At 42.1% G+C, this 20,375-nt stretch carries 28 protein-coding genes and 1 tRNA gene; 11 read left to right on the top strand and 18 right to left on the bottom strand.

The window, feature by feature from the left end:
• Nucleotides 1-3: 3 nt before the first annotated feature.
• Entirely contained in the window at nt 4-393 is a 390-nt protein-coding gene (locus tag AOC03_RS09790; protein WP_062535527.1) for a hypothetical protein, read from the top strand.
• A 347-nt stretch (nt 394-740) separates the two neighbouring features.
• On the opposite strand, the gene AOC03_RS09795 is transcribed toward AOC03_RS09790, so the two are convergent.
• Nucleotides 741-1,340, bottom strand: coding sequence for a YceI family protein (locus AOC03_RS09795; protein ID WP_062535530.1), 600 nt, complete (start codon nt 1,338-1,340; stop codon nt 741-743).
• 184 nt (nt 1,341-1,524) lie between these two features.
• On the opposite strand from AOC03_RS09795, the gene AOC03_RS09800 reads away from it, so the two are divergent.
• On the top strand, nt 1,525-2,550 hold the full coding sequence (locus AOC03_RS09800) for an NERD domain-containing protein (protein WP_062535532.1): 1,026 nt from the start codon (nt 1,525-1,527) through the stop codon (nt 2,548-2,550).
• Between the two features lie 40 nt (nt 2,551-2,590).
• On the opposite strand, the gene AOC03_RS09805 is transcribed toward AOC03_RS09800, so the two are convergent.
• The 3 genes from AOC03_RS09805 to AOC03_RS09815 form a co-directional block, all read right to left on the bottom strand.
• Nucleotides 2,591-2,923 (bottom strand): DUF779 domain-containing protein, encoded by a 333-nt coding sequence (locus tag AOC03_RS09805; protein ID WP_062535533.1) that lies wholly within the window; start codon nt 2,921-2,923, stop codon nt 2,591-2,593.
• A 164-nt stretch (nt 2,924-3,087) separates the two neighbouring features.
• Nucleotides 3,088-4,116, bottom strand: a complete 1,029-nt coding sequence (gene adhP, locus AOC03_RS09810; protein WP_062535535.1) for an alcohol dehydrogenase AdhP — start codon at nt 4,114-4,116, stop codon at nt 3,088-3,090.
• Between the two features lie 110 nt (nt 4,117-4,226).
• Nucleotides 4,227-5,753, bottom strand: coding sequence for an aldehyde dehydrogenase family protein (locus AOC03_RS09815; protein ID WP_062535537.1), 1,527 nt, complete (start codon nt 5,751-5,753; stop codon nt 4,227-4,229).
• Nucleotides 5,754-6,045: 292 nt separating this feature from the next.
• On the opposite strand from AOC03_RS09815, the gene AOC03_RS09820 reads away from it, so the two are divergent.
• From AOC03_RS09820 to AOC03_RS09830, 3 genes are all read left to right on the top strand, one after another.
• Nucleotides 6,046-7,956 carry an AAA family ATPase gene (locus tag AOC03_RS09820; protein ID WP_062535539.1) on the top strand — a complete coding sequence of 637 codons (1,911 nt, stop codon included), beginning with the start codon at nt 6,046-6,048 and terminating at the stop codon, nt 7,954-7,956.
• Between the two features lie 158 nt (nt 7,957-8,114).
• Nucleotides 8,115-9,296 (top strand): type I glyceraldehyde-3-phosphate dehydrogenase, encoded by a 1,182-nt coding sequence (locus AOC03_RS09825; protein ID WP_062535541.1) that lies wholly within the window; start codon nt 8,115-8,117, stop codon nt 9,294-9,296.
• Between the two features lie 88 nt (nt 9,297-9,384).
• A tRNA-Ser gene (locus tag AOC03_RS09830) sits at nt 9,385-9,475 on the top strand.
• 222 nt (nt 9,476-9,697) lie between these two features.
• Here the strand turns inward: AOC03_RS09830 and AOC03_RS09835 are convergent.
• The 9 genes from AOC03_RS09835 to AOC03_RS09870 form a co-directional block, all read right to left on the bottom strand.
• On the bottom strand, nt 9,698-10,867 hold the full coding sequence (locus tag AOC03_RS09835) for an Arm DNA-binding domain-containing protein (protein ID WP_062535544.1): 1,170 nt from the start codon (nt 10,865-10,867) through the stop codon (nt 9,698-9,700).
• Nucleotides 10,868-11,066: 199 nt separating this feature from the next.
• Complete coding sequence (locus AOC03_RS09840) at nt 11,067-11,264, bottom strand: TraR/DksA C4-type zinc finger protein (protein WP_062535546.1); 198 nt, start codon at nt 11,262-11,264, stop codon at nt 11,067-11,069.
• A 4-nt stretch (nt 11,265-11,268) separates the two neighbouring features.
• On the bottom strand, nt 11,269-11,508 hold the full coding sequence (locus AOC03_RS09845) for a hypothetical protein (protein ID WP_062535548.1): 240 nt from the start codon (nt 11,506-11,508) through the stop codon (nt 11,269-11,271).
• Nucleotides 11,505-11,717, bottom strand: coding sequence for a helix-turn-helix domain-containing protein (locus tag AOC03_RS09850; RefSeq protein WP_062535550.1), 213 nt, complete (start codon nt 11,715-11,717; stop codon nt 11,505-11,507). Before AOC03_RS09850 ends, AOC03_RS09845 begins: the two co-directional genes overlap by 4 nt.
• A complete protein-coding gene (locus AOC03_RS09855) occupies nt 11,714-14,383 on the bottom strand; it encodes a toprim domain-containing protein (protein ID WP_062535552.1) in 2,670 nt (889 codons plus the stop codon). Before AOC03_RS09855 ends, AOC03_RS09850 begins: the two co-directional genes overlap by 4 nt.
• A 25-nt stretch (nt 14,384-14,408) precedes the next feature.
• Entirely contained in the window at nt 14,409-14,753 is a 345-nt protein-coding gene (locus AOC03_RS09860; protein WP_062535554.1) for a hypothetical protein, read from the bottom strand.
• Between the two features lie 11 nt (nt 14,754-14,764).
• Nucleotides 14,765-14,989 (bottom strand): ogr/Delta-like zinc finger family protein, encoded by a 225-nt coding sequence (locus AOC03_RS12560; RefSeq protein ID WP_084785836.1) that lies wholly within the window; start codon nt 14,987-14,989, stop codon nt 14,765-14,767.
• Nucleotides 14,990-15,008: 19 nt separating this feature from the next.
• Nucleotides 15,009-15,263, bottom strand: a complete 255-nt coding sequence (locus AOC03_RS09865) for a hypothetical protein (RefSeq protein ID WP_062535556.1) — start codon at nt 15,261-15,263, stop codon at nt 15,009-15,011.
• Nucleotides 15,253-15,459, bottom strand: coding sequence for a hypothetical protein (locus tag AOC03_RS09870; protein WP_062535558.1), 207 nt, complete (start codon nt 15,457-15,459; stop codon nt 15,253-15,255). Before AOC03_RS09870 ends, AOC03_RS09865 begins: the two co-directional genes overlap by 11 nt.
• Before the next feature lie 131 nt (nt 15,460-15,590).
• On the opposite strand from AOC03_RS09870, the gene AOC03_RS09875 reads away from it, so the two are divergent.
• Nucleotides 15,591-15,932, top strand: coding sequence for a helix-turn-helix domain-containing protein (locus tag AOC03_RS09875; protein WP_062535561.1), 342 nt, complete (start codon nt 15,591-15,593; stop codon nt 15,930-15,932).
• A 58-nt stretch (nt 15,933-15,990) separates the two neighbouring features.
• On the opposite strand, the gene AOC03_RS09880 is transcribed toward AOC03_RS09875, so the two are convergent.
• The 4 genes from AOC03_RS09880 to AOC03_RS12695 are packed head-to-tail and all read right to left on the bottom strand — an operon-like array spanning nt 15,991 to nt 16,773.
• Complete coding sequence (locus AOC03_RS09880) at nt 15,991-16,215, bottom strand: hypothetical protein (RefSeq protein ID WP_062535563.1); 225 nt, start codon at nt 16,213-16,215, stop codon at nt 15,991-15,993.
• A complete protein-coding gene (locus AOC03_RS09885; protein WP_062535565.1) occupies nt 16,208-16,414 on the bottom strand; it encodes a hypothetical protein in 207 nt (68 codons plus the stop codon). Before AOC03_RS09885 ends, AOC03_RS09880 begins: the two co-directional genes overlap by 8 nt.
• Nucleotides 16,404-16,619 (bottom strand): hypothetical protein, encoded by a 216-nt coding sequence (locus AOC03_RS09890; protein WP_062535567.1) that lies wholly within the window; start codon nt 16,617-16,619, stop codon nt 16,404-16,406. Before AOC03_RS09890 ends, AOC03_RS09885 begins: the two co-directional genes overlap by 11 nt.
• Nucleotides 16,603-16,773 (bottom strand): hypothetical protein, encoded by a 171-nt coding sequence (locus AOC03_RS12695; RefSeq protein WP_157049311.1) that lies wholly within the window; start codon nt 16,771-16,773, stop codon nt 16,603-16,605. Before AOC03_RS12695 ends, AOC03_RS09890 begins: the two co-directional genes overlap by 17 nt.
• A gap of 112 nt (nt 16,774-16,885) precedes the next feature.
• On the opposite strand from AOC03_RS12695, the gene AOC03_RS09895 reads away from it, so the two are divergent.
• The 5 genes from AOC03_RS09895 to AOC03_RS09910 all read left to right on the top strand — a co-directional run bounded on the left by AOC03_RS09895 (nt 16,886) and on the right by AOC03_RS09910 (nt 19,353).
• Nucleotides 16,886-17,176: an Arc family DNA-binding protein gene (locus tag AOC03_RS09895; RefSeq protein ID WP_062535569.1), complete on the top strand. Its 291-nt coding sequence runs from the start codon at nt 16,886-16,888 to the stop codon at nt 17,174-17,176.
• A gap of 35 nt (nt 17,177-17,211) precedes the next feature.
• On the top strand, nt 17,212-17,385 hold the full coding sequence (locus tag AOC03_RS12800) for a hypothetical protein (protein WP_204247908.1): 174 nt from the start codon (nt 17,212-17,214) through the stop codon (nt 17,383-17,385).
• A 2-nt stretch (nt 17,386-17,387) separates the two neighbouring features.
• Entirely contained in the window at nt 17,388-17,909 is a 522-nt protein-coding gene (locus tag AOC03_RS09900) for a hypothetical protein (RefSeq protein ID WP_062535571.1), read from the top strand.
• Nucleotides 17,910-18,096: 187 nt separating this feature from the next.
• Nucleotides 18,097-18,582 (top strand): hypothetical protein, encoded by a 486-nt coding sequence (locus AOC03_RS09905; protein WP_062535573.1) that lies wholly within the window; start codon nt 18,097-18,099, stop codon nt 18,580-18,582.
• Between the two features lie 195 nt (nt 18,583-18,777).
• A complete protein-coding gene (locus AOC03_RS09910) occupies nt 18,778-19,353 on the top strand; it encodes a hypothetical protein (protein WP_062535575.1) in 576 nt (191 codons plus the stop codon).
• A gap of 2 nt (nt 19,354-19,355) precedes the next feature.
• Here AOC03_RS09910 and AOC03_RS09915 read toward each other — a convergent pair whose 3' ends face one another.
• Nucleotides 19,356-20,375, bottom strand: a complete 1,020-nt coding sequence (locus AOC03_RS09915) for a contractile injection system protein, VgrG/Pvc8 family (protein WP_062535577.1) — start codon at nt 20,373-20,375, stop codon at nt 19,356-19,358.

Raw genomic sequence — 20,375 nt, forward strand, 5'->3', positions numbered from 1 at the left:
AAGATGCAATGGGAGAGAGCCATTTTTGCTATAGGAATGTTCTCGTTATTTGAAGCAGTAATCCAAAATGAAATTAAGGTTGAGAAAGGTTCAGCTTTTAAAGAGTTAAAACAGAAGCTTGAAAAAAATAATAAGATAGTATTGCTCGAAAATTTCGAACTGTTCTATTATGCAATTAATGTATTAAAGCACGGAAAAGGTGCTTCCTATACAAAACTTTTAGAAAAACGAAATAGTCTACCGTTCAAAATTACACCTGCTAATTCATCTTTTAGAAATGAAGGTGATGTATCAGAAATTGAAACTTTAATTTATGTTGATGATAAGTTCTTAGAAAGCTGTTTAGAAGTTATTTGCCAGTGCTATGAGGAATTATTTGGAATAACGTCATGACATCTGTTCTGTTAACTTGATAGACGCAACAGCCATCGTAGTGAAGGTTAGCAATAGTGTTCTTCACAAGTGCTAGAAGATGAAAATTCAAATAAATAAAACAACGCCTTGCTTAACCACCATGATGAAAAATGGCGCGTGAGGGACGAGCGCCGAGTAAAATCATTAAAGAGAAACCGACCCATGCCGCGCATATTTCACCACTTATAAAGCATTCATATCTAGAGTCTAATCTTTTGCCGTTTTCTAACCTTTAGAATAACCAAATCCCAAAACTAAAAAAGAGTAGCTAGACTTCTAAATACTCTTTTTTTTGATATTTTTTAGTAGCATTTTTAACAGTAAAACTAACTGGCAGCAATCAGATGACCCGTAATATCAAGCGGTATCATATTACCGACGACTTTTGGAAACGCAGTCACGCCATAGGTATATCTATCAATGATGCCAGTCGCGCGAAATTTTAAAGTAGGCTTTTTAGTGACAGGATCATTTTCAACATTGGCAAGTGTCACTTTGACGGTTAACGGTTTGGTCTGACCCAACACCGTAAAGTCACCCGTTACGTCCGCTTCTTTAGCGTTAATCATATTCACTTTCTTTGAGACAAAGGTCATCGTCGGATACTGTGCACTATTCAGCAGCTCTTTTCGGCGCAAAAACTTATCTCGCAGGCGGCGTCCGGTATCGACGCTACTGGTATCTACAGTAAAATTTATCGTAGTGCGCGTTGGTTTTTTTATATCATAGTTAATATTGCCGTTTACTTTATGAAATTGCCCGTCAACCGTGCCATTGCCTAAATACGCGACTTTGAAATCGACGTTGGTTTTTGGCACATCCAACTTCCATTTTTGTGGGGTAGCAGCCATAGTTGCGGCTGGTAATGACAGTAATAAGCAGGTACTCAGCGTTATTTTGAGTAAAGCAGTAGGGAATGTATTCATACTTATAATCCAAAGAGCAAAATTAAAATTAACGTTAGTTATTATGCTGTGACAGTCTACCTTTAGCTTGACGATTTTTATAGCGTAATAAAACAATTGTTTATGATATCATCGCAAAAATTAAGTGAGCAAGTAAGACGCGCTAACGCCTTTTTTACGGCATTATTATACTGAGATAAAAAATATGTCACTGATATCCAGTTTTAAAGGCATAGTAGGCGAGACAGTTATCAACATTGCCACGTGGCTCATGCTTGATAAGCATACTTACCACCTCCTAAATAACATAACCTTGCCATTAGCTAATGGTGGCAGTACTCAGATTGACCATGTTATCGTTTCTGTTCATGGCATCTTCGTCATTGAAACTAAGCATTATAAAGGTTGGATATTTGGGAGTGAAAAGCAAGCGCAATGGACGCAAACCATAATGGGTAGAAAGTACAAGTTCCAAAACCCATTACGTCAGAATTATTTACATATCAAAACCTTATCCGAGTTACTGGATTTGGATATGCATTATTTTCATTCTATGATTGTATTTATTGGAGAATGTGAGATTAAGACGGCTGATGAGCTACCTGAGCATGTCATGAAGAGCGGCATGGTGTCTTATATTAAAAGAAAGCAGGATAAAATATTCACCGAAGCAGACGTTCAGTCGATAGTTGAGCAGATAGAAACCAATCGCTTTGCTAAATCTTGGCGAACCAATCGCCAGCATAAAGCGTATTTAAAAAATAAGCATGGTAATGCAAGTAATCAGCCAATAAACGCACCGGCAAAAATTTTAAATACCAAGCCTAATACAGGCTTAAACACTATACCAAAAGTACAAATTGCAGCTAAAACGAGAGAAATTCATCAATGGTCTGGTCAAGTTGAGCAAGATAAATCGCCGATGGATAATTTTATCAATGATAGTTTTACAAATGATAACTTTATGGGTAATACCGTTTTTATCACGCCATTTGCGCTTGCTGAAGTAGAACCTGTTAATAATGATACTCTCGTTACTGAGTCCGTGAACAATCCTAGCATTTCTAATGTTTCTAATGTTTCTACTGGTATTCGTGCTGATATACCTAGTTGCCCAAAATGTAATGGTGAGATGATTGAGCGCGTTGCTAAAAAAGGTACACTGCAAGGTCAGTCATTTTATGGCTGTATGCAGTTTCCTAAATGCTGGGGAGTTGTGAATATTAGTTAGCGAGTGAGTGATTGAGTGAATGGTGATTAAATACTGTTATTTAGTCTTCAACCGCACATATCTCCGAGCGCAGAATAAAACGCTTACCTTCGGGTATTTCTAGCGAAAAGCTGGCGCCGCGACCATTGACCACATCGATGGTTAAATCGGTATGTTGCCATAATTTATATTGTGCGGCTCCCATATAAAATGGGCAACCTGCCAGTTCACCGACCAACACATCTTGCCCGCCTACTTTAAATTCGCCTAATGGATAACACATGGGAGAGCTGCCATCACAGCAGCCGCCTGATTGATGGAACATTAACTCGCCATGTTTGGATTTTAGTAAGTTAATCAGCGCTTTACAGGATTCCGTAGCTGTGAGTTTCATGCGGTATTCCTTATCGTTAAAATTTTAATTCTTAAAAATAAGTGTTCTATATAGAAATAAAAAAGGTCGTATCCCAATCAATCACATGAGTAGTACCATGTGGCTGAAAATGATACGACCTATCATTGATGATTAAGCGTACTAATCACCAAACTATCATACAGCTACATATTGTAGTCAATTACAATGCGCCCTTCGATTTGTCCTTTACGCATACGCTCAAAGATATCATTGATATTCTCTAATGGTTCAGCGGTGACAGTCGCTTTTACTTTGCCTGCTGCTGCCATATTTAATGACTCTTGTAAGTCGAGTCGTGTACCAACGATTGAACCACGAATGGTAATACCGTTCAGAACGGTATCAAAAATTGATACTGGGAAATCGCCTGTTGGTAGACCATTAAAGACCACCGTACCACCACGTCTTACCATACTCAGTGCCTGATCGAATGCTATAGAGGATACGGCTGTTACTAGCACACCATGAGCACCACCAATCTCTTTTTTAAGATACTCGCCAGGATCCGTGTCTTTAGCATTAACAGTGACAGTAGCGCCTAGCTTTTTGGCAAAGGCAAGTTTTTCATCATCGATATCTACGGCGGCAACGTTTAGTCCCATAGCAATCGCATACTGTACGGCCATATGACCCAGTCCGCCGATACCTGAAATAACGACCCAATCGCCCGGACGGGCTTCGGTCATTTTAAGGCCTTTATACACCGTAACGCCTGCACATAAAACGGGTGCAATTTCAATGGAATCAACACTCTCAGGGATAATACCGACATAGTTGGCATTGGCCAGAACATATTCTGCAAAACTACCGTTGACCGAATAACCAGAGTTTTGTTGGCTTTCACACAAAGTTTCCCAACCACCTAAACAATGGGTACAGTGACCACAGGCAGAATATAGCCAAGCAACGCCAACTCTGTCGCCTTCTTTGACATGGGTCACGCCTTCGCCAACCGCTGTTATCAGGCCTACGCCTTCGTGTCCAGGGATAAATGGTGGGCTAGGTTTTACTGGCCAGTCTCCTTCAACCGCATGTAAGTCTGTATGACAAACACCTGAAGCTTGCATCTTAACCAAAATCTCGCCAGCACCTGGAGTAGGAATATCTACCTCTTCGATTTGTAAAGGCTGACCAAACTCATGTAATACCGCAGCTTTCATTTTGTTACTCATGATAGTACTCCAGTTGTTTTCTTTCAGTTTAAGAGACTAAGTTAAATGATTAAGAAAGTTCTAAGCTATAACTTCATGACGCTGTAAATAAAATCCTGCAAACAAATATCTTAGAAAAAGCCCATTGCTTTGGTGCTATAAGACACCAGCATGTTTTTGGTTTGTTGATAATGGTTGAGCATCATTAAGTGGTTTTCACGCCCAATGCCCGATTGTTTATAACCGCCAAATGCTGCATGTGCAGGATAATGATGGTAACAATTGGTCCACACGCGACCGGCTTTAATACCACGTCCAAAGCGATAGGCGCGCGTGCCATTACGTGTCCACACCCCAGCGCCCAAACCATATAGCGTATCGTTGGCGATAGCCATGGCTTCTTCGTCATCTTTAAAAGTAGTCACCGCAAGTACGGGACCAAAGATTTCTTCTTGGAACACGCGCATGTTATTTGTGCCCTCAAAGATAGTCGGCTGCACATAATAGCCGTCTGCAATGTCGCCATCGTGTTTAGCTTGTTCACCACCGATGAGCACTTTTGCGCCTTCTTTTTTACCAATATCGAGATAGGAGAGGATTTTTTCTAATTGATCAGAGCTGGCTTGTGCGCCAACCATGGTTTCAGTGTCGAGCGGATTGCCTAATTTAATGGCTTCTACGCGCGCGATACAGCGTTTAATAAACTCGTCATAGATACTTTCGTGTACCAAGGCACGAGATGGACAAGTACAGACTTCCCCTTGGTTAAAGGCAAACATAAGCAAGCCTTCAATAGCTTTGTCCAAGAAATCGTCATCTTCATCCATAATATCAGCGAAGAAGATATTAGGACTTTTACCGCCAAGCTCTAACGTCACTGGAATGATGTTTTCACTGGCGTATTGCATAATTAGGCGACCAGTTGTGGTCTCACCAGTAAAGGCGATTTTATTAATACGTGGGTTCGAGGCAAGCGGTTTTCCCGCTTCAACGCCAAAGCCATTAACCACGTTAAGCACGCCTTTGGGTAAAATATCCGCCGCGCCAATAACATCGAGCATATATAAAATAGAAGCAGGCGTTTGCTCAGCAGGCTTTAGAATTACGCAGTTACCGGCAGCAAGGGCAGGGGCAAGCTTCCACATCGCCATCAAAATGGGAAAGTTCCACGGGATAATTTGCCCAACCACGCCAAGAGGTTCATGGAAGTGATATGCCACCGTATCTTCATCGATTTGGCTGATACCACCTTCTTGCGCGCGCAGAGCACCAGCAAAATAACGCAAATGGTCAACGGCTAGTGGAATATCAGCAGCAAGGGTTTCGCGAACTGGTTTGCCATTCTCATAGCATTCAGCAATAGCGATTTTTTCAAGATTGGCTTCGATACTATCGGCAAGTTTTAGTAAGGTATTAGAGCGTTCAGTGACGCTGGTTTTACCCCAAGCATCTTTTGCAGCATGGGCGGCGTCTAATGCTTTTTCGATATCTGCGGCTTTAGAGCGTGCCACTTGACAGATAACTTTGCCATCAATGGGACTTGGATTATCAAAATATTCACCATCAACAGGCGCAACCCATTCTCCATTGATAAAGTTATCGTACTTTTTACGAAATTGTACCGGACTATTTTCAGTATTAGGATAAGCGTATAACATGAACCACTCCTTGTTAAGTTATCTGCCTCGTTAATGAACTGAGACAACGTTTGATCTTCCTGATCGTATTACTGTCTTTTACAAGCTCACTCTATCCTACTGAGCTTTTGTCCGGACTGATAGCTAATTTTAATAATAGTTTGTAGCAATTTATATAACGTTAAGTTATATCTCGGTATGGCGTTAAAGTGGTTTGCAATGGCAAGCGAGCTGTTATAATTGTTCTTAAGTATTTTTAACCATTATCGTTATTCATTTTTCTTCTTCTTATATTATTGGTTGGTTTGGATATATGCGTCAATCTTCTGCTCTTGATATTCTAAAAACAGGTCAAAACGTCTTTTTGACGGGTTCAGCAGGTTCAGGCAAGACCTATACCCTTAACCAATATATCAATTATCTGCGCGCGCGCCGTGTGCCCGTTGCTGTCACTGCAAGTACCGGTATTGCTGCAACCCATATGAATGGTACGACTATTCATAGCTGGTCAGGTATCGGTATTAAGGATGAGCTCTCCGAGCGTGATTTGAGCAATTTAGCACGTAAGCAGTTTTTAGCGGATAGACTTAAAGACACTGCGGTGCTGATTATCGATGAAATATCAATGCTCCATGCCAAGCAGCTGAATGTGGTTAATGAAGTACTCAAGCACGTGCGTAAAAGTCCGTTAGCATTTGGTGGTATTCAGGTGGTGGTTGCCGGTGACTTTTTTCAGTTGCCACCGATTGGCAGTCGCGGTGAGAGTAATCGTGAAAAGTTTGCCTTTATGTCGCAAGCGTGGCTTGATGCGAGCTTTCACATTTGTTATCTCAGTGAGCAACATCGTCAGGTGAGCGAAGAGGCAAATGGGGGTATTGATTTGGACGATATTTTGAATCAAATTCGTCGTCAAGAAGTGAGTTTTGAATCGATTACCGCCCTTGAAAATACTTTTAATCAAGATATCGATATCAAACGCACGCGCTTATATACCCATAATTTGAACGTCAATAAAATCAATGATAAAGAGCTTGCCGATTTAAAAGGCGAGACCATGCGCTTTGATGCCACTTTAAACGGTGACACTAAACTGGTTGAGACTCTAAAAAAGACCGTGCGTACCCAAGATGAACTTATCTTAAAAGTTGGCGCAAAAGTAATGTTTATTAAAAATAATACTGAGCTTGGCGTTTCTAACGGCACGATGGGCGAATTGGTTGGCTTTGCTGCGGTAAAAGTGGAAGACGACAGTAGTAAGAGTGATGCGCTCATTGATGATGACGCAAACACGGACAGTAAGTCTAAAGCAAAAGTCGATAAGAAAGAAAAATCAAAAGAGAAGAAGAAAGTAGCCATCACCAAAAAAATGCCAGTCGTCAGATTAAATACAGGGCGTGAAGTGGTTGCTGAGCCAGAAGAGTGGATTATTGAAGATGAGCACGGCGAGGTACTGGCAAGTTACGAGCAAGTGCCGCTGTGCTTGGCATGGGCAATTACCATTCATAAGTCACAAGGCATGACCCTTGATGCCGCCGAGATTGATTTATCACGCACTTTTGAGCTGGGGCAAGGCTATGTGGCGCTGTCACGGCTTAAATCGCTGGCAGGTTTGCAGCTGCTTGGTATGAATGAAATGAGCTTACAATTAGACCCACTGGCGCGCGGTGCGGATAAGCGTTTTTTGGTGCTTTCTGATGAAGCCGATGCCAATTATGCCATGCTTGATGAAAAAAGCATGAAGCAAGAACATGATAACTTTATCTTAAAATCGGGTGGTACATTAAGTAAATCCGTCATTGACGCCTATGCCAGCTTACAAAAAAAGCGCCGCGAACAGCAATTAGCACAACAAAACAAAAAACAGAAACTGGGCAATCAAATCGCTGATAAATCTGCAAGCACTTTACTTGCCACACGGTTATTATTAGAAGCAAGCCTGAGCATTGTGGAGATTGCTGAAGCGCGTGGACTTGCACAATCGACCATTATGCGCCATATTAGTGATTTGAAACGCCAAGACCCAAGCCTTGCTTGTGACCATTTGCGTCCTGATGATGCGGTGATGACGGCTGTTGGTAATGCTTATGTAGTTATTAAAGTGGCAAATAATCCCAATGACTTTGCGGATGATGGCAATATTAAAATTAAGCCCATCTATGAACATTTAAAACAAACGCTCGATTACAATACCATTCGTCTAGCACTGATTTTTATTACCCCGTAAGTTATTCATAACAGCTACTCATTATAATCATCTATAAATAGTGACCTATAACTAAAACTTTAACAGCGTGTTGATATCAGCACGCTTACTCTCATGCCGTCATTTTCTATATGCCGCCTGAACACCCCGATTTTCCACATGGATAGTGATAACGTCTTATGCCTGATTTTTCTAGAGCTAAATACTGTCTGACCTCCGATTTTGCGGTTGCGACCGCTTTTCATGCCAATAGTGACCATACACAGCCGCTCAGAGTGGCGATTAACGGCTTTGGACGCATAGGGCGCAATGTACTACGCGCGCTGCTAGAACGCTTTGAAGTGCTAGGACGTGCGATTCACGTCGTGGCAATTAATGACTTAGCACCCGCTGATATTTTATTGCATTTATTAAAATTTGATAGTACGCATGGACGCTTAAGCCGACTTGGGGTAAATGCGGAGTTAGTTACGCATAATGCTAACGAGACCAGTGAGACGCAATTGTGTCTGACCAAAAACGACTATACCTACTGCATTCGTATGCTCTCAGAAGCAGACCCACAAAAATTACCATGGCAAACACTAGGCATTGATGTCGTGCTCGAGTGTACCGGTTATTTTCGCGCTTACGAGCAAGCACATTTACATATTGACGCGGGCGCCAGTCAAGTGATTATCGGTGCCGCACCCTTTGATAATGTGGATGCTTGTATTGTGATGGGGGTCAATAGCGACGAGCTGAATACGGACTTACCGATTATCTCTAGTGTTTCTTGTACCACGCAAGCGTTAGTGCCACTCATTGATACTTTGGATAAAGCCTTCGGGGTAGAGTCGGCGATGATGACCGAAATTCATGCTGTCACCGCTGACCAAACCGTGCTTGATCAAGCGCACCGTGACCCAAGACGGGCGCGTGCATCGGGATATAATATCATCCCGACCACCTCGAGTAGTATCGCCGCCACCGAGCGCGTCTTGCCGAATATGATTGGTAAAATTAATGGTCATTCTATTCGCGTACCTACCATCAATGTCGCTGCTATTGACGTCACCTTTGTATTTACGACACCCGATGTCACTGTCGAAGCCATGAGAGAGGCACTAAAAGCCGCTAGCGCAGGCTACTTGATGAACATCATGGCTTATACCGATGAGCCATTAGTATCGAGTGACTTTATCCATCAGCCTGAGTCGTTAATCATTGATGGTGAGCAATTGATGCAAGTGGGCAATCAGTATAAAGTGTTTGCATGGTATGATAATGAATGGGGTTATGCCAATCGACTGCTTGATATGTGCCTACATCTTGCGTCAGATAAACAGTCGGCTAAGCAGCACAGCGTATCAATAAAATAGCGAATAAAATAGCGACTGAAAAAATAATACATTTTCTTTGTTTTAGTACTTGCATTCTTTTCATATCTCTATATAATGATGCACCAATGGAGACGTGGCAGAGCGGTTGAATGCACCGGTCTTGAAAACCGACAAGGGTTCATAGCCCTTCGAGAGTTCGAATCTCTCCGTCTCCGCCAAATTCGAGGTTATAGCAGAAATTGCTGAAAGCCTTACTAAGCCTGCCTTGTGCAGGCTTTTTTAATGCCTGTAATTTGAGTTGTGTTTGATGCGCTGGGCTACTGTATGGGCTGGTTATTTATGCTAAATCGTTATAAATACTTTGTGAGGGCGCATAAATAAAGGCTTTCCAGCGTTGTTACACTGAAAAGCCTAGTTCTTTCGCCGTGGGCTGGAATGGGCTATATCTGTAAGGCATTGTTTAATATCTTGATGATGTGGCCAGAATCTTGCGGGATGAATTTGCCGTAATGCTTATGGATCATATCGGTATTGCTATGCCCAAGTTGATTGGCTAACCATTCCGCTGAGACAACGCCAGTCGATAAGACTTGGCTTGCATAAGTATGACGACCATTATTTAGCGGTCGATAATCTACATTGATGCTTTCTAGGTAGTCACGCCATTGGTGGCGCAGCTGCTCGTAAGTGTGATGTGTGCCGGTGTTTGGATTGTGCCAAAGAAATTGCAATGAATGCGGCCGTTTCGTTCTATGGTCTCGCTCGGTTATCATTACTGTGTGCAGCGGGACATCTTTTATCAGTTCAATCTGATTATGCAGCGCCTCAATAACTACTGGTAATAACTCAACTTGGCGTTTGCGCCTACGGTTTTTTGTGACGCGGTAAACTCCTTTGACCACACCACGTCGAATGTAAGCGTGGCCATTATCCAAGTCTAGGTCGGATACGGCTAATGCCAGCAGCTCATGTGAGGATAGTCCTGACCATATCATCACCGTCCATAGATTTTTACGCGCCTGGTCCGACTCATTTTTTATAATTAAACTTATTTCACTTCGGTTGAAAGGATATATGTCGTCTGGATCATTAAAATTAAGTTTGATGTACTGTGAGGGATCGTTCGCTGTGCTCTGATGGCGTGACCAGTAGCCGTAAATCTTGCGCCATAAGCCTAATATCTCTTTAATCGTGTTTGAGCTAAGCTGCTTTTGTTTAATTAAATTCTTATATACCCAGTCTTCAACATCTTCTACGGTGATTTTGGCAATCTGTTTATGTGTCCAGTAGTCACTAATGTGGTTATTTACCTTGCTCAAATAGGTCGTCCACGATGATGGAGACACCAGTGATTGCTCTATGGTTTGCCATTGGTTTAAATAATAGCCAAAATAGGATGCTTTGCGCTTAGGCGAGTTGGGGAATGTTTGGTCACGGTCAAAAGTGCCCATTTGAATCTGAGTATCTATCGATTGGGCGATGGCAGTAGCTTTTTTAATATTGGCGTCAGTAGGCGGTGTGTCGTACAGCGTTTCGCGGTCGCGCTTGCCACTAGCGTCACGCCACCAGATGCGGATGCTGGTTTTTAATGGTTCTATGCCTGCAGACATTTTATATCCTTTGATTTCAGGTCAAAAGTAGGGTTATAACGTGGATGCGCTCTTTATGTGAGCGGTAAATGCGCGGTAAAACTACGGTAGTAAAAAAAAGAGGTAATAGAGGTAAATACTCTATTATCTCTTTTTATGTTACTGATTTGATTTAGATTAATGATTACCCTAAAATGGTAATTTTGCGGTGTTTTTTAGGTTAGCGCCTCCTTTCTAAGACATTTTGGCAGTCAATGCAGCGTTTGATGCCGCCAATTTGTTGCCGCTTATAGGGAATGTCTTCGCCACAATCCATACATTCTGGATAAGAAGGCTCACTAAATTTGGGTGCATTGGCAATCATGCGCTCTATTGATGCTTGAGCCACATCGTTTGCTCTATCGATGTCGTCTGCCATGTATTTATTCTCCTACTCTTATTTCAGTTAATGATTCATATTTGCGCTCTTGGTAAACTTCGACCTCGCAGCGCATTTCAATTTTGTCTTTGTTAATGCTGTAATGCTTGTTTTGATAAAGAGCGCGCTGTTTGTGCGTTGGGTGCATTGAGCAGTCGATCATTTGACCGCTGATGGTATCAAAGGTTATCCAGTGCAAAGGACTTTCACGGTTATAAGGAAATAGGGCGCGGATTAGGTTCATACTTTTAATCCTTTTTTCATAAATTCATAGCCGTTGCTACGATTACCAAAATCAATCAGCCCTTCTTCTGTCAGATGTAGTGCAAGCCTTTGTACGGTGCGAATATTCATGTCTGTTTTGTCCGCTATTTCTCTCGGATTTAAGGGTTGGTTGCTGCTATTAATCAGACGCATGATGCGAAATATCTTTTCTATTGGTCCGTTCATCATGACCCCGCGCCGTTATCAAATACCCAGCACTTTACTGTTTTTGCTTTATACACTGCACTTGATACCGCCACATTGGAATCTATGAATTTGTGCTTGCGGCTAGATTTAAGTAGTCGTTTCATTTCAGTCTGTTCTGGCAGACGCTGACCTTCTTGCTGCGCGATTTTGTAAAACGCTGGTAAATTAATGGCGATTTGCTTGCGGTCAGCTGGGTAGTGGTTCATGTCACAGTTGCCCAATGTGTCCATGTATTCGTAAATCTCCCAGAATTGCTCAACAAGTGGATGATCATTAGACAGTCTTGCCACGCGCTGCTCTGACATTGCAATCAATGTACTTTTGGCTGTTTTGGCTTGTGTTTCTGTCATGACGTCTTCTAATACGTGCATGTGTAAACAGTCAACCATCGCTGCTATCTGTGCGTGATTTAGCGCGATACGAGTATGGGTGATGCCAGCTGCGTGGTAAAAGGCTTCGTAGACACGCACCTTTTCTTTGTAAGTCTGCAAAATGGCTTCTTCATTCCGAATGGCTTTGACCATAAATTGACTGGTCACATCGAGCGGTATGCGGTCAAGCTCGTCGACAATGTGTTTACCGGCTAAGGTTTGACCTTCACGGGTTAAACGGATATGTAGCAGTCGGGTAAGCATGGCTTCAGAGGCTTGAATAGGCTCGTTTTGGCTAATCATAATGGCTGCCCTAAACGGTGGAGAGTATGTATCGTTACCGTTATTCTTTACACCACGACTGCGAATGCTGCGACCATTGAAAGCGTCTTTTAACTGATCCCATTCAAACTTTGAGTAAGATTGTTTGCCGTCTTGGTCGTTACGGTCGCCCTCAATAAGTGCTATCGGCATGTTGGATACTTGGGCGAACTCACGATAGATAGCGACTGATGTGGCTTTTGACGGGTCAAAGCCTTCGTAGTCTTCACGACCTGACAACCGCCATAAAAATTCTAGTAAGCGTGATTTACCTGCACCGGCTTGACCGACCAATTCAAAGAAGGGATAACTGCGATCTATACCGCGTATCTGTTCAGCAAAGTAGGTGCCCAGCCACCACGCCATAACGACGGTGCCATAGTCACCGCGCACCTGATTGAATTTTGACCACCAGTCGAATGATGGCTTGTCTTTGGTGTTCAATTGCATGATTGGGGAGTTTGCCAATGACTTGACTTCAAGGCGACCTAACTTAAAGTAGTCTTGATTGTTGATAGCGACGGATTTGCCTTTGTGTACGGCGACATCATTAAAAATGTACGCGCCAAGCTCTTTGCTGTAGCCAATAAAGTCGGTGGTTTTTACTTCTTTGAGGGCTTCAGTCTGATGACGCATGATGATATCAAGCTGACCGGCTGCGCCTGTCCAGAACACACCGGCATATACTGATAGCAGACGCGGCTTAAATTTGGATGGACTGGATAACTGGTCGCCTGTGATGGTGGTGGTGACATCGCCTTTTGCGGTACTGACGCGCATAAAATACCAAGACTCGTCAGTGATTTCGTTACGCTGAAAATAAAGTGCTTCAAGCTTGGCGTTGCATAGTTCGGTGACAGTACTGCAGCTCTTAACAAACTCTGGCATCTGCTCATCAATGTCCGTTAAGTCACTGACAGATTCAAGGTAAGTGCCGACTTGATGCTTTTCTACACCGATACAAGTTGATAATGCTTTGGTATCTAGCTCAAACCACCAAGTCCGGTAGTTGTATTCGAAATAAAAGCTGGTGCGCTTGGTGTGCATATACATGATGACAGCCGCTTGCATGGCTGATGTGGCAGTCAGTAGGTCTCCAAAATAGCTATAGTTATCAATGTGTTCAGGTGTGAGACGACCCATTTCATGTAGGTCGTTCCAGTCCAGCTGACGGTGCTTCTCATAAGGAGCCTGAGCTGCCACGCAGTCAAAGCCAATGTCGGTCGCGGCTTTTACACAGCGATGGATACCATCTTTACCTGCCTTGTCATTGTCGAACGCCCAGACCAGTTTGGGCAGAGTATGTTTAGCTTTGGCGTATTGGCTTTTGAGCTCATAAAGGCTGTGCTCAGGGAAGTTCGTGCAGCTGATGCTACTGACGGCATCAATGCCATGCTCGGCAAGCGCGATAGCATCAAAAATACCTTCGGTTATCCAAATCTCAGTCGGCATCTGGGTATTAGCTGGGTGCCACCACCAGTAACCCTTTACTTCATAGCCATACTTGATGTTTGCCTTACGCGGGAATCTATCGGCTTGGTCAATGATGCGCTCCCACCAACCGCCATTTGGCAGTTGGAAACGAATGGTTGCTGATGACAGATTTAAATCGCGATTAAAATACAGCTCTTGGCTATAGCTGCCTTTGACTGGCTTGATACTCAGACCGCGCCCTTCGTTTAGGTAGGCATCAGCGGCGGCATTGGGGCTGATATCCGTTTGCTTATACGTCGCTGACCAGTCGGTAAAAAGGTCGGTAAAGAGGTCTTTTACATGGACTTCCATGCCGCATTTATTTAAGCGACCGCACTTGACGACGCGGGGTGTGCTGGAGTGAGTGAATAAAGATTTTTTACTGCAATCTGGGCAACGACCCTCTCTAAGCCAGTCGCCACTTACTTTGAATCCGTAGTCCGATATCAGGCGGTCTACGACTTTGTCATTAATTCGTGTCATGATATTACCTAGTTTTTTAAGTGAATTAAGCGATTTGGTTGGCTTGTTGAATAATCTTCTGGACTTCTTCCATCCAGTATTCGCTACCAGTCACTGCCTTAAATGTTTTGGCTAACTCTTTTAAGTAGCGTTCTGAAAATGCACATAACGATATGAGTACATCAGTATGCTTTTTATCATGATCTTCTTGAGCTTCATGCTCTCTTAACACGCGTTTACGTCCTAGATATTCTTGTTTATGGGCATGAGCCGCTGTGGCAAACACTTCACACAGTGCGGCTCTAGTATCTGTTGACAGGTTTAATAGGTGATTAGACTGTGAGTGCGTCGGTAAAGACATGACGGGTGATTGGGTATTTGATTTAGACATCGTGGTTATCCTTATCTGGTTAATGCCGCCGCAATTTCAGGATTGGGGCGTAGGCTGGGTTGTAACTGTTGACTGATTTCTATCGTTACTTTGGATGAAAATAAACACTCTGGATTTTGGCAAGCGGCTACCAGTTGCTTGGTTAATGCGCTGAATGTAACGTGTCCTTTGGTGCGCATTCTGCCATTGCAGTGTGGGCAGTTTATATATGCTGACGGTCTAGTAGGGCTTGCCATGAGGTCTCCAGTTAGATACTTAATTAACGGTGAATTTACCGCCAGGAAAATGGTAATTCACAGTTGGTATGATTATTTGCTGTGGCTTAAACTGATTTTGACGATGGTTGATAATGACTTGCTCAGACATTTCTGATACGAATAGGCGTACCGCAGTGGCTTGCTGCCCAATATCCCGCAACCTCATGGCTTCTAAAAAGGCATCTAGCTCTTTTTGATTCATGTAGCCGTATAGGCGATGGTCGCGGACGTTGTCCCAGTTTTTATGTGACATTGTTCTTCTCCTCGGTTTCAGCTTCAGGGTTAATAAGTGTTTTGAACTTTGCCATATACTCAGCGTCGTCCTGCTGGTAATGATCAATGATTTCAGTCACTAAATGCTGTAGCTGCTGTCCCGAATGGAGCGCTTTGAATCGTAAATATTTGTGCTTATCTTCAGGAATGCGCACAGATAAAGTGGATTTAGACATCGTGGTGTCTCCGAATAGTTATTAATGGATAATGCGTTTTTATGTTAGATTGCTAACTATCTAGCAAGTTGACTAACAAATAGAATTATGACTTATCAAAATTGATAAGTCAATGTTATAAGGTTATCAATATGAATAATAGCTCTCTCGAATTGATTTTACGTATTGGCATTCGTCTAACTGTCGAGCGTCAACGGTTAAATTTTACTCAGAAACATGTGTATAACGCTTTGGGTCTAGGTGCTGCAACGTTGTCGCGTTATGAGAACGGACATGCTGCTCCTGATATGCTGCAAGCGCATGCGTTTGCAGCGCTCGGTTATGATATGCACTATGTATTAACTGGTCAGCGTATTGGTGAGTCGGCATCTGACTTGACTGAAAATGAAAGAACATGGCTTGAGCTATACCGTCAAGCTAATGATCCAAAGATGTTAATGAGATTGGTAAGAGCATTTATCGCTGCTGAATAGATAAAAAAAAGACCGCCATTGCTGACGGTCTTTTTACAGATTAGTTGGGATTTAAAATTTACTCAGACAGCTTATAAAACCTTGCTGATGCTATATCAGTTACACTCGCAATATCTTTAAAAATTTGCTGCAAATGCTCAGGGGTGATGGGGTTGCTGTGGCTACTTGTACTACAAAGCTTAGCTAATGTTTCTGCATAGCAATGGATGCGATATAGTTCGTCTGCAACGGTTTTATTGTTATTGGTACTCATATTACTATCCGTTGTGATATGATTAGACATACTGATTAATTCCTAAAGTTGATTGATTAAAAGAGTTAACTTTAATGAAATTAACAGTGGTTTTTCGAAAGGCAGATACTTCTTGGCGGGGGTTCTCTGCCTTTTTTATTGCCTGCAATAATTGCAAGTGGCGATTTAGTAGCTGCTGACCACGCAGGTAAGTATTAATCACTTGAGTAGTGCAGGGGTTATTTTTCATCTTTTAGTATTCCTTGCAGATATTCGATAAGGTTTGGAATTTCATCGCTTGGAATAACAATGCTGGTAGTTTGCTCCATAGTTTCGTCCCAACGAATTTGCCTTTGCATATTTACACCTAAGTAGATGCCGTGACCTAAATCTCTCATATTTAAGGTTTCTTCTATACGGTGACGCTTGCTGATATATTTATACCTTTTTTCCATTTTGACTCTCCTTCTGTTGTGTAAGCATAGCTTGCTCAAGTTGATAATTAACTTCTCCATTCAATGTTCGTTTGTTTATTTCTGCTTGCTTTTTAATCCATTCATGCAATGAAGGGTCAAGAAAGCGTATCTTCATTTGGGGTTGCATCGACATAAATACTCCTTAGTGAACCACCGTAGTCCATTTATATAATTTAAACCACGGTGGTTTAATTGTCAACCTATTTTGAATAACGTATCATTGATCTATTTTAAGGTGACGAGCCATGAGCAGAGATTACCCACAGTATAAACTTCGGATGTCTCCTGAGCTAAAAGACTCTATTAATGAGTTGGCAGAAAAAAACAAAAGATCTATGAATGCAGAAATTGTTGCTCGTTTAGAGGAAAGTCTTAAGCTGGAAACTCACCCACACAAGATACCAATGGATGTGAGAGCAGCGGATGATTGGATTGAGAAGTCAGGACTGACGCCTGAACAGATGGGTGAGGTGATGAAACAGCTAGCGTTTGAGCGTATTGCGCAAATTATTGATAATAAAAGTAATGATAAATAATGTGTAATCTTCAACTAAACCTAAGGATAAGCTCTATGAATTATTGGTCAGCGTTTTTTATATCTATGTTAATGATGTCGCCAGTCATTGCCGCCAATGCTCAAAACTACCCGTGCTCTAAGAGTATGGGCGGCGTGTCGCATTGTCAAAACGGTAAATTTGTCTGTAATAACGGAAAGATTAGTCAATCAAAAAAAGTGTGTCGTTAGATATGACTACATTCAAATTATTCTTTATTAGCGGAATACTCGCATTTGCATTGATTGGGTGTAACAAGCCGGAGCCGCAAGTCATAGATATGGATGAAGTCGCTGCTGAAGCTGGACTGTCTAAGGATGATTACACCGTACATGAGAATGGCGCGATAGAGGTTCACTCAAAGGTTGAGGCTGATAATAGTAATAATAGACCGTTAGCTACGCATGGTGATAATTGGCATTATGTAATTACTAATGGTCTGCTAGTTGCTGATGACTATGCTACTAAAAATAATCCGTCTGCTATATTCTCTATTAAAAGTCCAAGCGTTAACTTGATTAAACAATACGGTGGTAAATATGAGGGTAAATATTTATTAACTATTGTAAATGATAACGACGGTGATATAAGTTTTGCACAACTGCTGCCATTATTTGATATCAATGAATCATCTGATAGTTTAGAAGATAAGTTAAATAGTGATACTCCGCTTTGGGAAGTTACCCTTGCTAAATATAATGGACGTGAATTTTAGTTGATTACTATGAGTATAGAATATGACAGATGGATGTTAATTTGGCTGGAGCACTTCTTTAAACATGCCACGCCAGTGATTATATTACCACTGGGATGGTGCGTGTATCGTGAGCCGGTAGACTGGGATTAGACTATTATTAAGCACCGACAACGTGAGAAAATCTTTTGATAGCTAAGGATAAAGTATGAAACCGACGTTCAAAGATTTATTAGATAGTGAAGATTATAATTCATTAAAAGGTATCAACATTATTTACACTGGTTTATTAGTATTTAATAATTATAATAATCATGAAGGATTTTGGAATTCTATCTATAAGGGTTTAGATATTGATAATGAGCAGTTAGGCTTTCAAAAGCGTAAAGGCGCAAATAACTTGTGGTATGTTAGATGTCAAGCCGACAGCAAACTACAAGCTTATAAAGAAATAATGAATTATTTGACAGAATTATTTAAAAATAAAAGTGTAAAAAATATTAGTCTTTCTTTGCAAGTTAGTTTGGCGCACTTCAGCCATAAGGAGCCGGGAAGATTCCTCAGTGACCCGATTGATTATAATTATATAGATCATCTCGAAGTTCAAACTTCAAGTCTTTTTAAAGATTCCCTAGAACCTGTGGAACCTTACTTCGGTGTTTGGGACGGCAAGAGTTGGTCAGTATCACCTTAGACTTTGAGTTAGTAAACAAAAAGCCCCACTATAAATAGTAGGGCTTTTTATTCATTCAAATTAGGTCGCTTGGGGCTGAAATACACACCACGATATGTGTCCGCCTTATTCGTGCATAGCCTTATATCGGCGCTCCCAAGCAAGTGTTATTATAACTTATTTAGCAAAAATATGTTTACATCATGGAGATAAAGAATGGATCCTTTTGCATTTGCCACGATAGTTGGGTTACTTGCCACTTTTACTGCTGGTAGAGAAGGTAAAAAAGATATAGAAAGCTTTAAGCAGTGGTTGAGTGAAAATAATCACAGCAATATGATTACCATTATTGAAAGTAATGCTAGTTTACAACAAGACCTTACTTCTTTTATGAACCAAAATCACGAACAGGTCATGGCTCAATTATCCACTTTAAACGACCTTATGATGTCTCTGGCAAGTCATATGCAGGGTTTGGGTAGCATTGCGTCAAGGTTTGATTTTAATAATGGCTTATCAGATCAGGCTATTGACGTGTTAAGACAGTTCGTTAAATCAGATAGTGTTGAGATGCGTCACTTACAAACTTGGAGTTATGAGGGGGCAGATAATATTTACTATCTTGATAATTCAGCGGTTGTTTATAGTGAGCCAAGGTTTATTGAGACAGATGTAGATAGCCTGGTTAATGCTAGTTTAATCACTTTAACCAGAGGATCAAAGGGAGGTGCTATATATAAAATCACTCGTCAAGCCGTTCGTTTTATAGATGCCATTGATAACAATCAATGAGTTTATTTAATCGAAGCCACTAAGTCCATCTGCGTCGTCAATCCGCCTGACTTACTATAGTCATGCGTTGCCTTGTCTACCGTCCATTTTAGTTTGTCAATCTCTGCTTTAAATCCTTGCAATATAATAGGGCTTTCCGTGGTAACAGCGGGGTAGGCGTAGGCAGTGTTGATGCTAAACTTTGCTTGTTCGTCCTCAATGCGTTTCATCTCGGCATTAGCGGCTGCTGCCGCTGCCTCTTTGCTTTTATACGCGCCCTTTAGCCTTTTGGTTTTGGTGTTGGGGTCATCGCCACCACCGCGCTTCTCTACGTTGCCTGCGGTTGCTGTTTTCTTGGTGGCTTTGCCTGTATCTTGGTATCGAGCTGACACACCCGTATAGTCGCCCTGTCTGTCCTCTACACTGAAACGATAGGAATCGCCTGTCTGCCTAGTGATAAGAGTCAAGTTAAGTGGATGACCACTGGCGCTGACATTGCTGTTGGCGGTAAATATGAGTAGCTTACCGTGCTTGATATTGACCACCGCGCCATATTGGTGGCAAAGTCTGGTCAATAGATTGATATCTGACTCGTCCGTCTGGTCTACATGACCGACATCTATATTTGCCAGCTCTGGCTTGATGGATAACTCTAGCTGTTGGCGTTTGGCGACAGCGTCTGCAATCTTGCCCAGTGTGACATTGTGATAGGACTGGCTGCGACCTTCTTTTAATGATGACTTAAAGTCAGCAGATTTGGCTTTGATGGTTATCGTGTCCGGTGACCCGCTCCATTCGCAGCTATCCACGACATAAGTGCCCATATCATGTACACCCGCATCCACAAAACCCATCCAACATTGTAACTTGACCCCGCGCTTGGGTAGTGCCAGTGCACCATCATGGTCATCTAGTGTGATGGATAGCTCGTCCGCATCCATGCTCTTATTATCTGTAACGGATAGGGTCATGAGCCTTGCCATAACGTTATCACTTAGCGGCTTATCATCAGCGGTTAGCTTGAGTATAGGTGTTCGTAACAT

This window comes from Psychrobacter urativorans, assembly GCF_001298525.1.
Classification (GTDB): Bacteria; Pseudomonadota; Gammaproteobacteria; order Pseudomonadales; family Moraxellaceae; genus Psychrobacter; species Psychrobacter urativorans_A.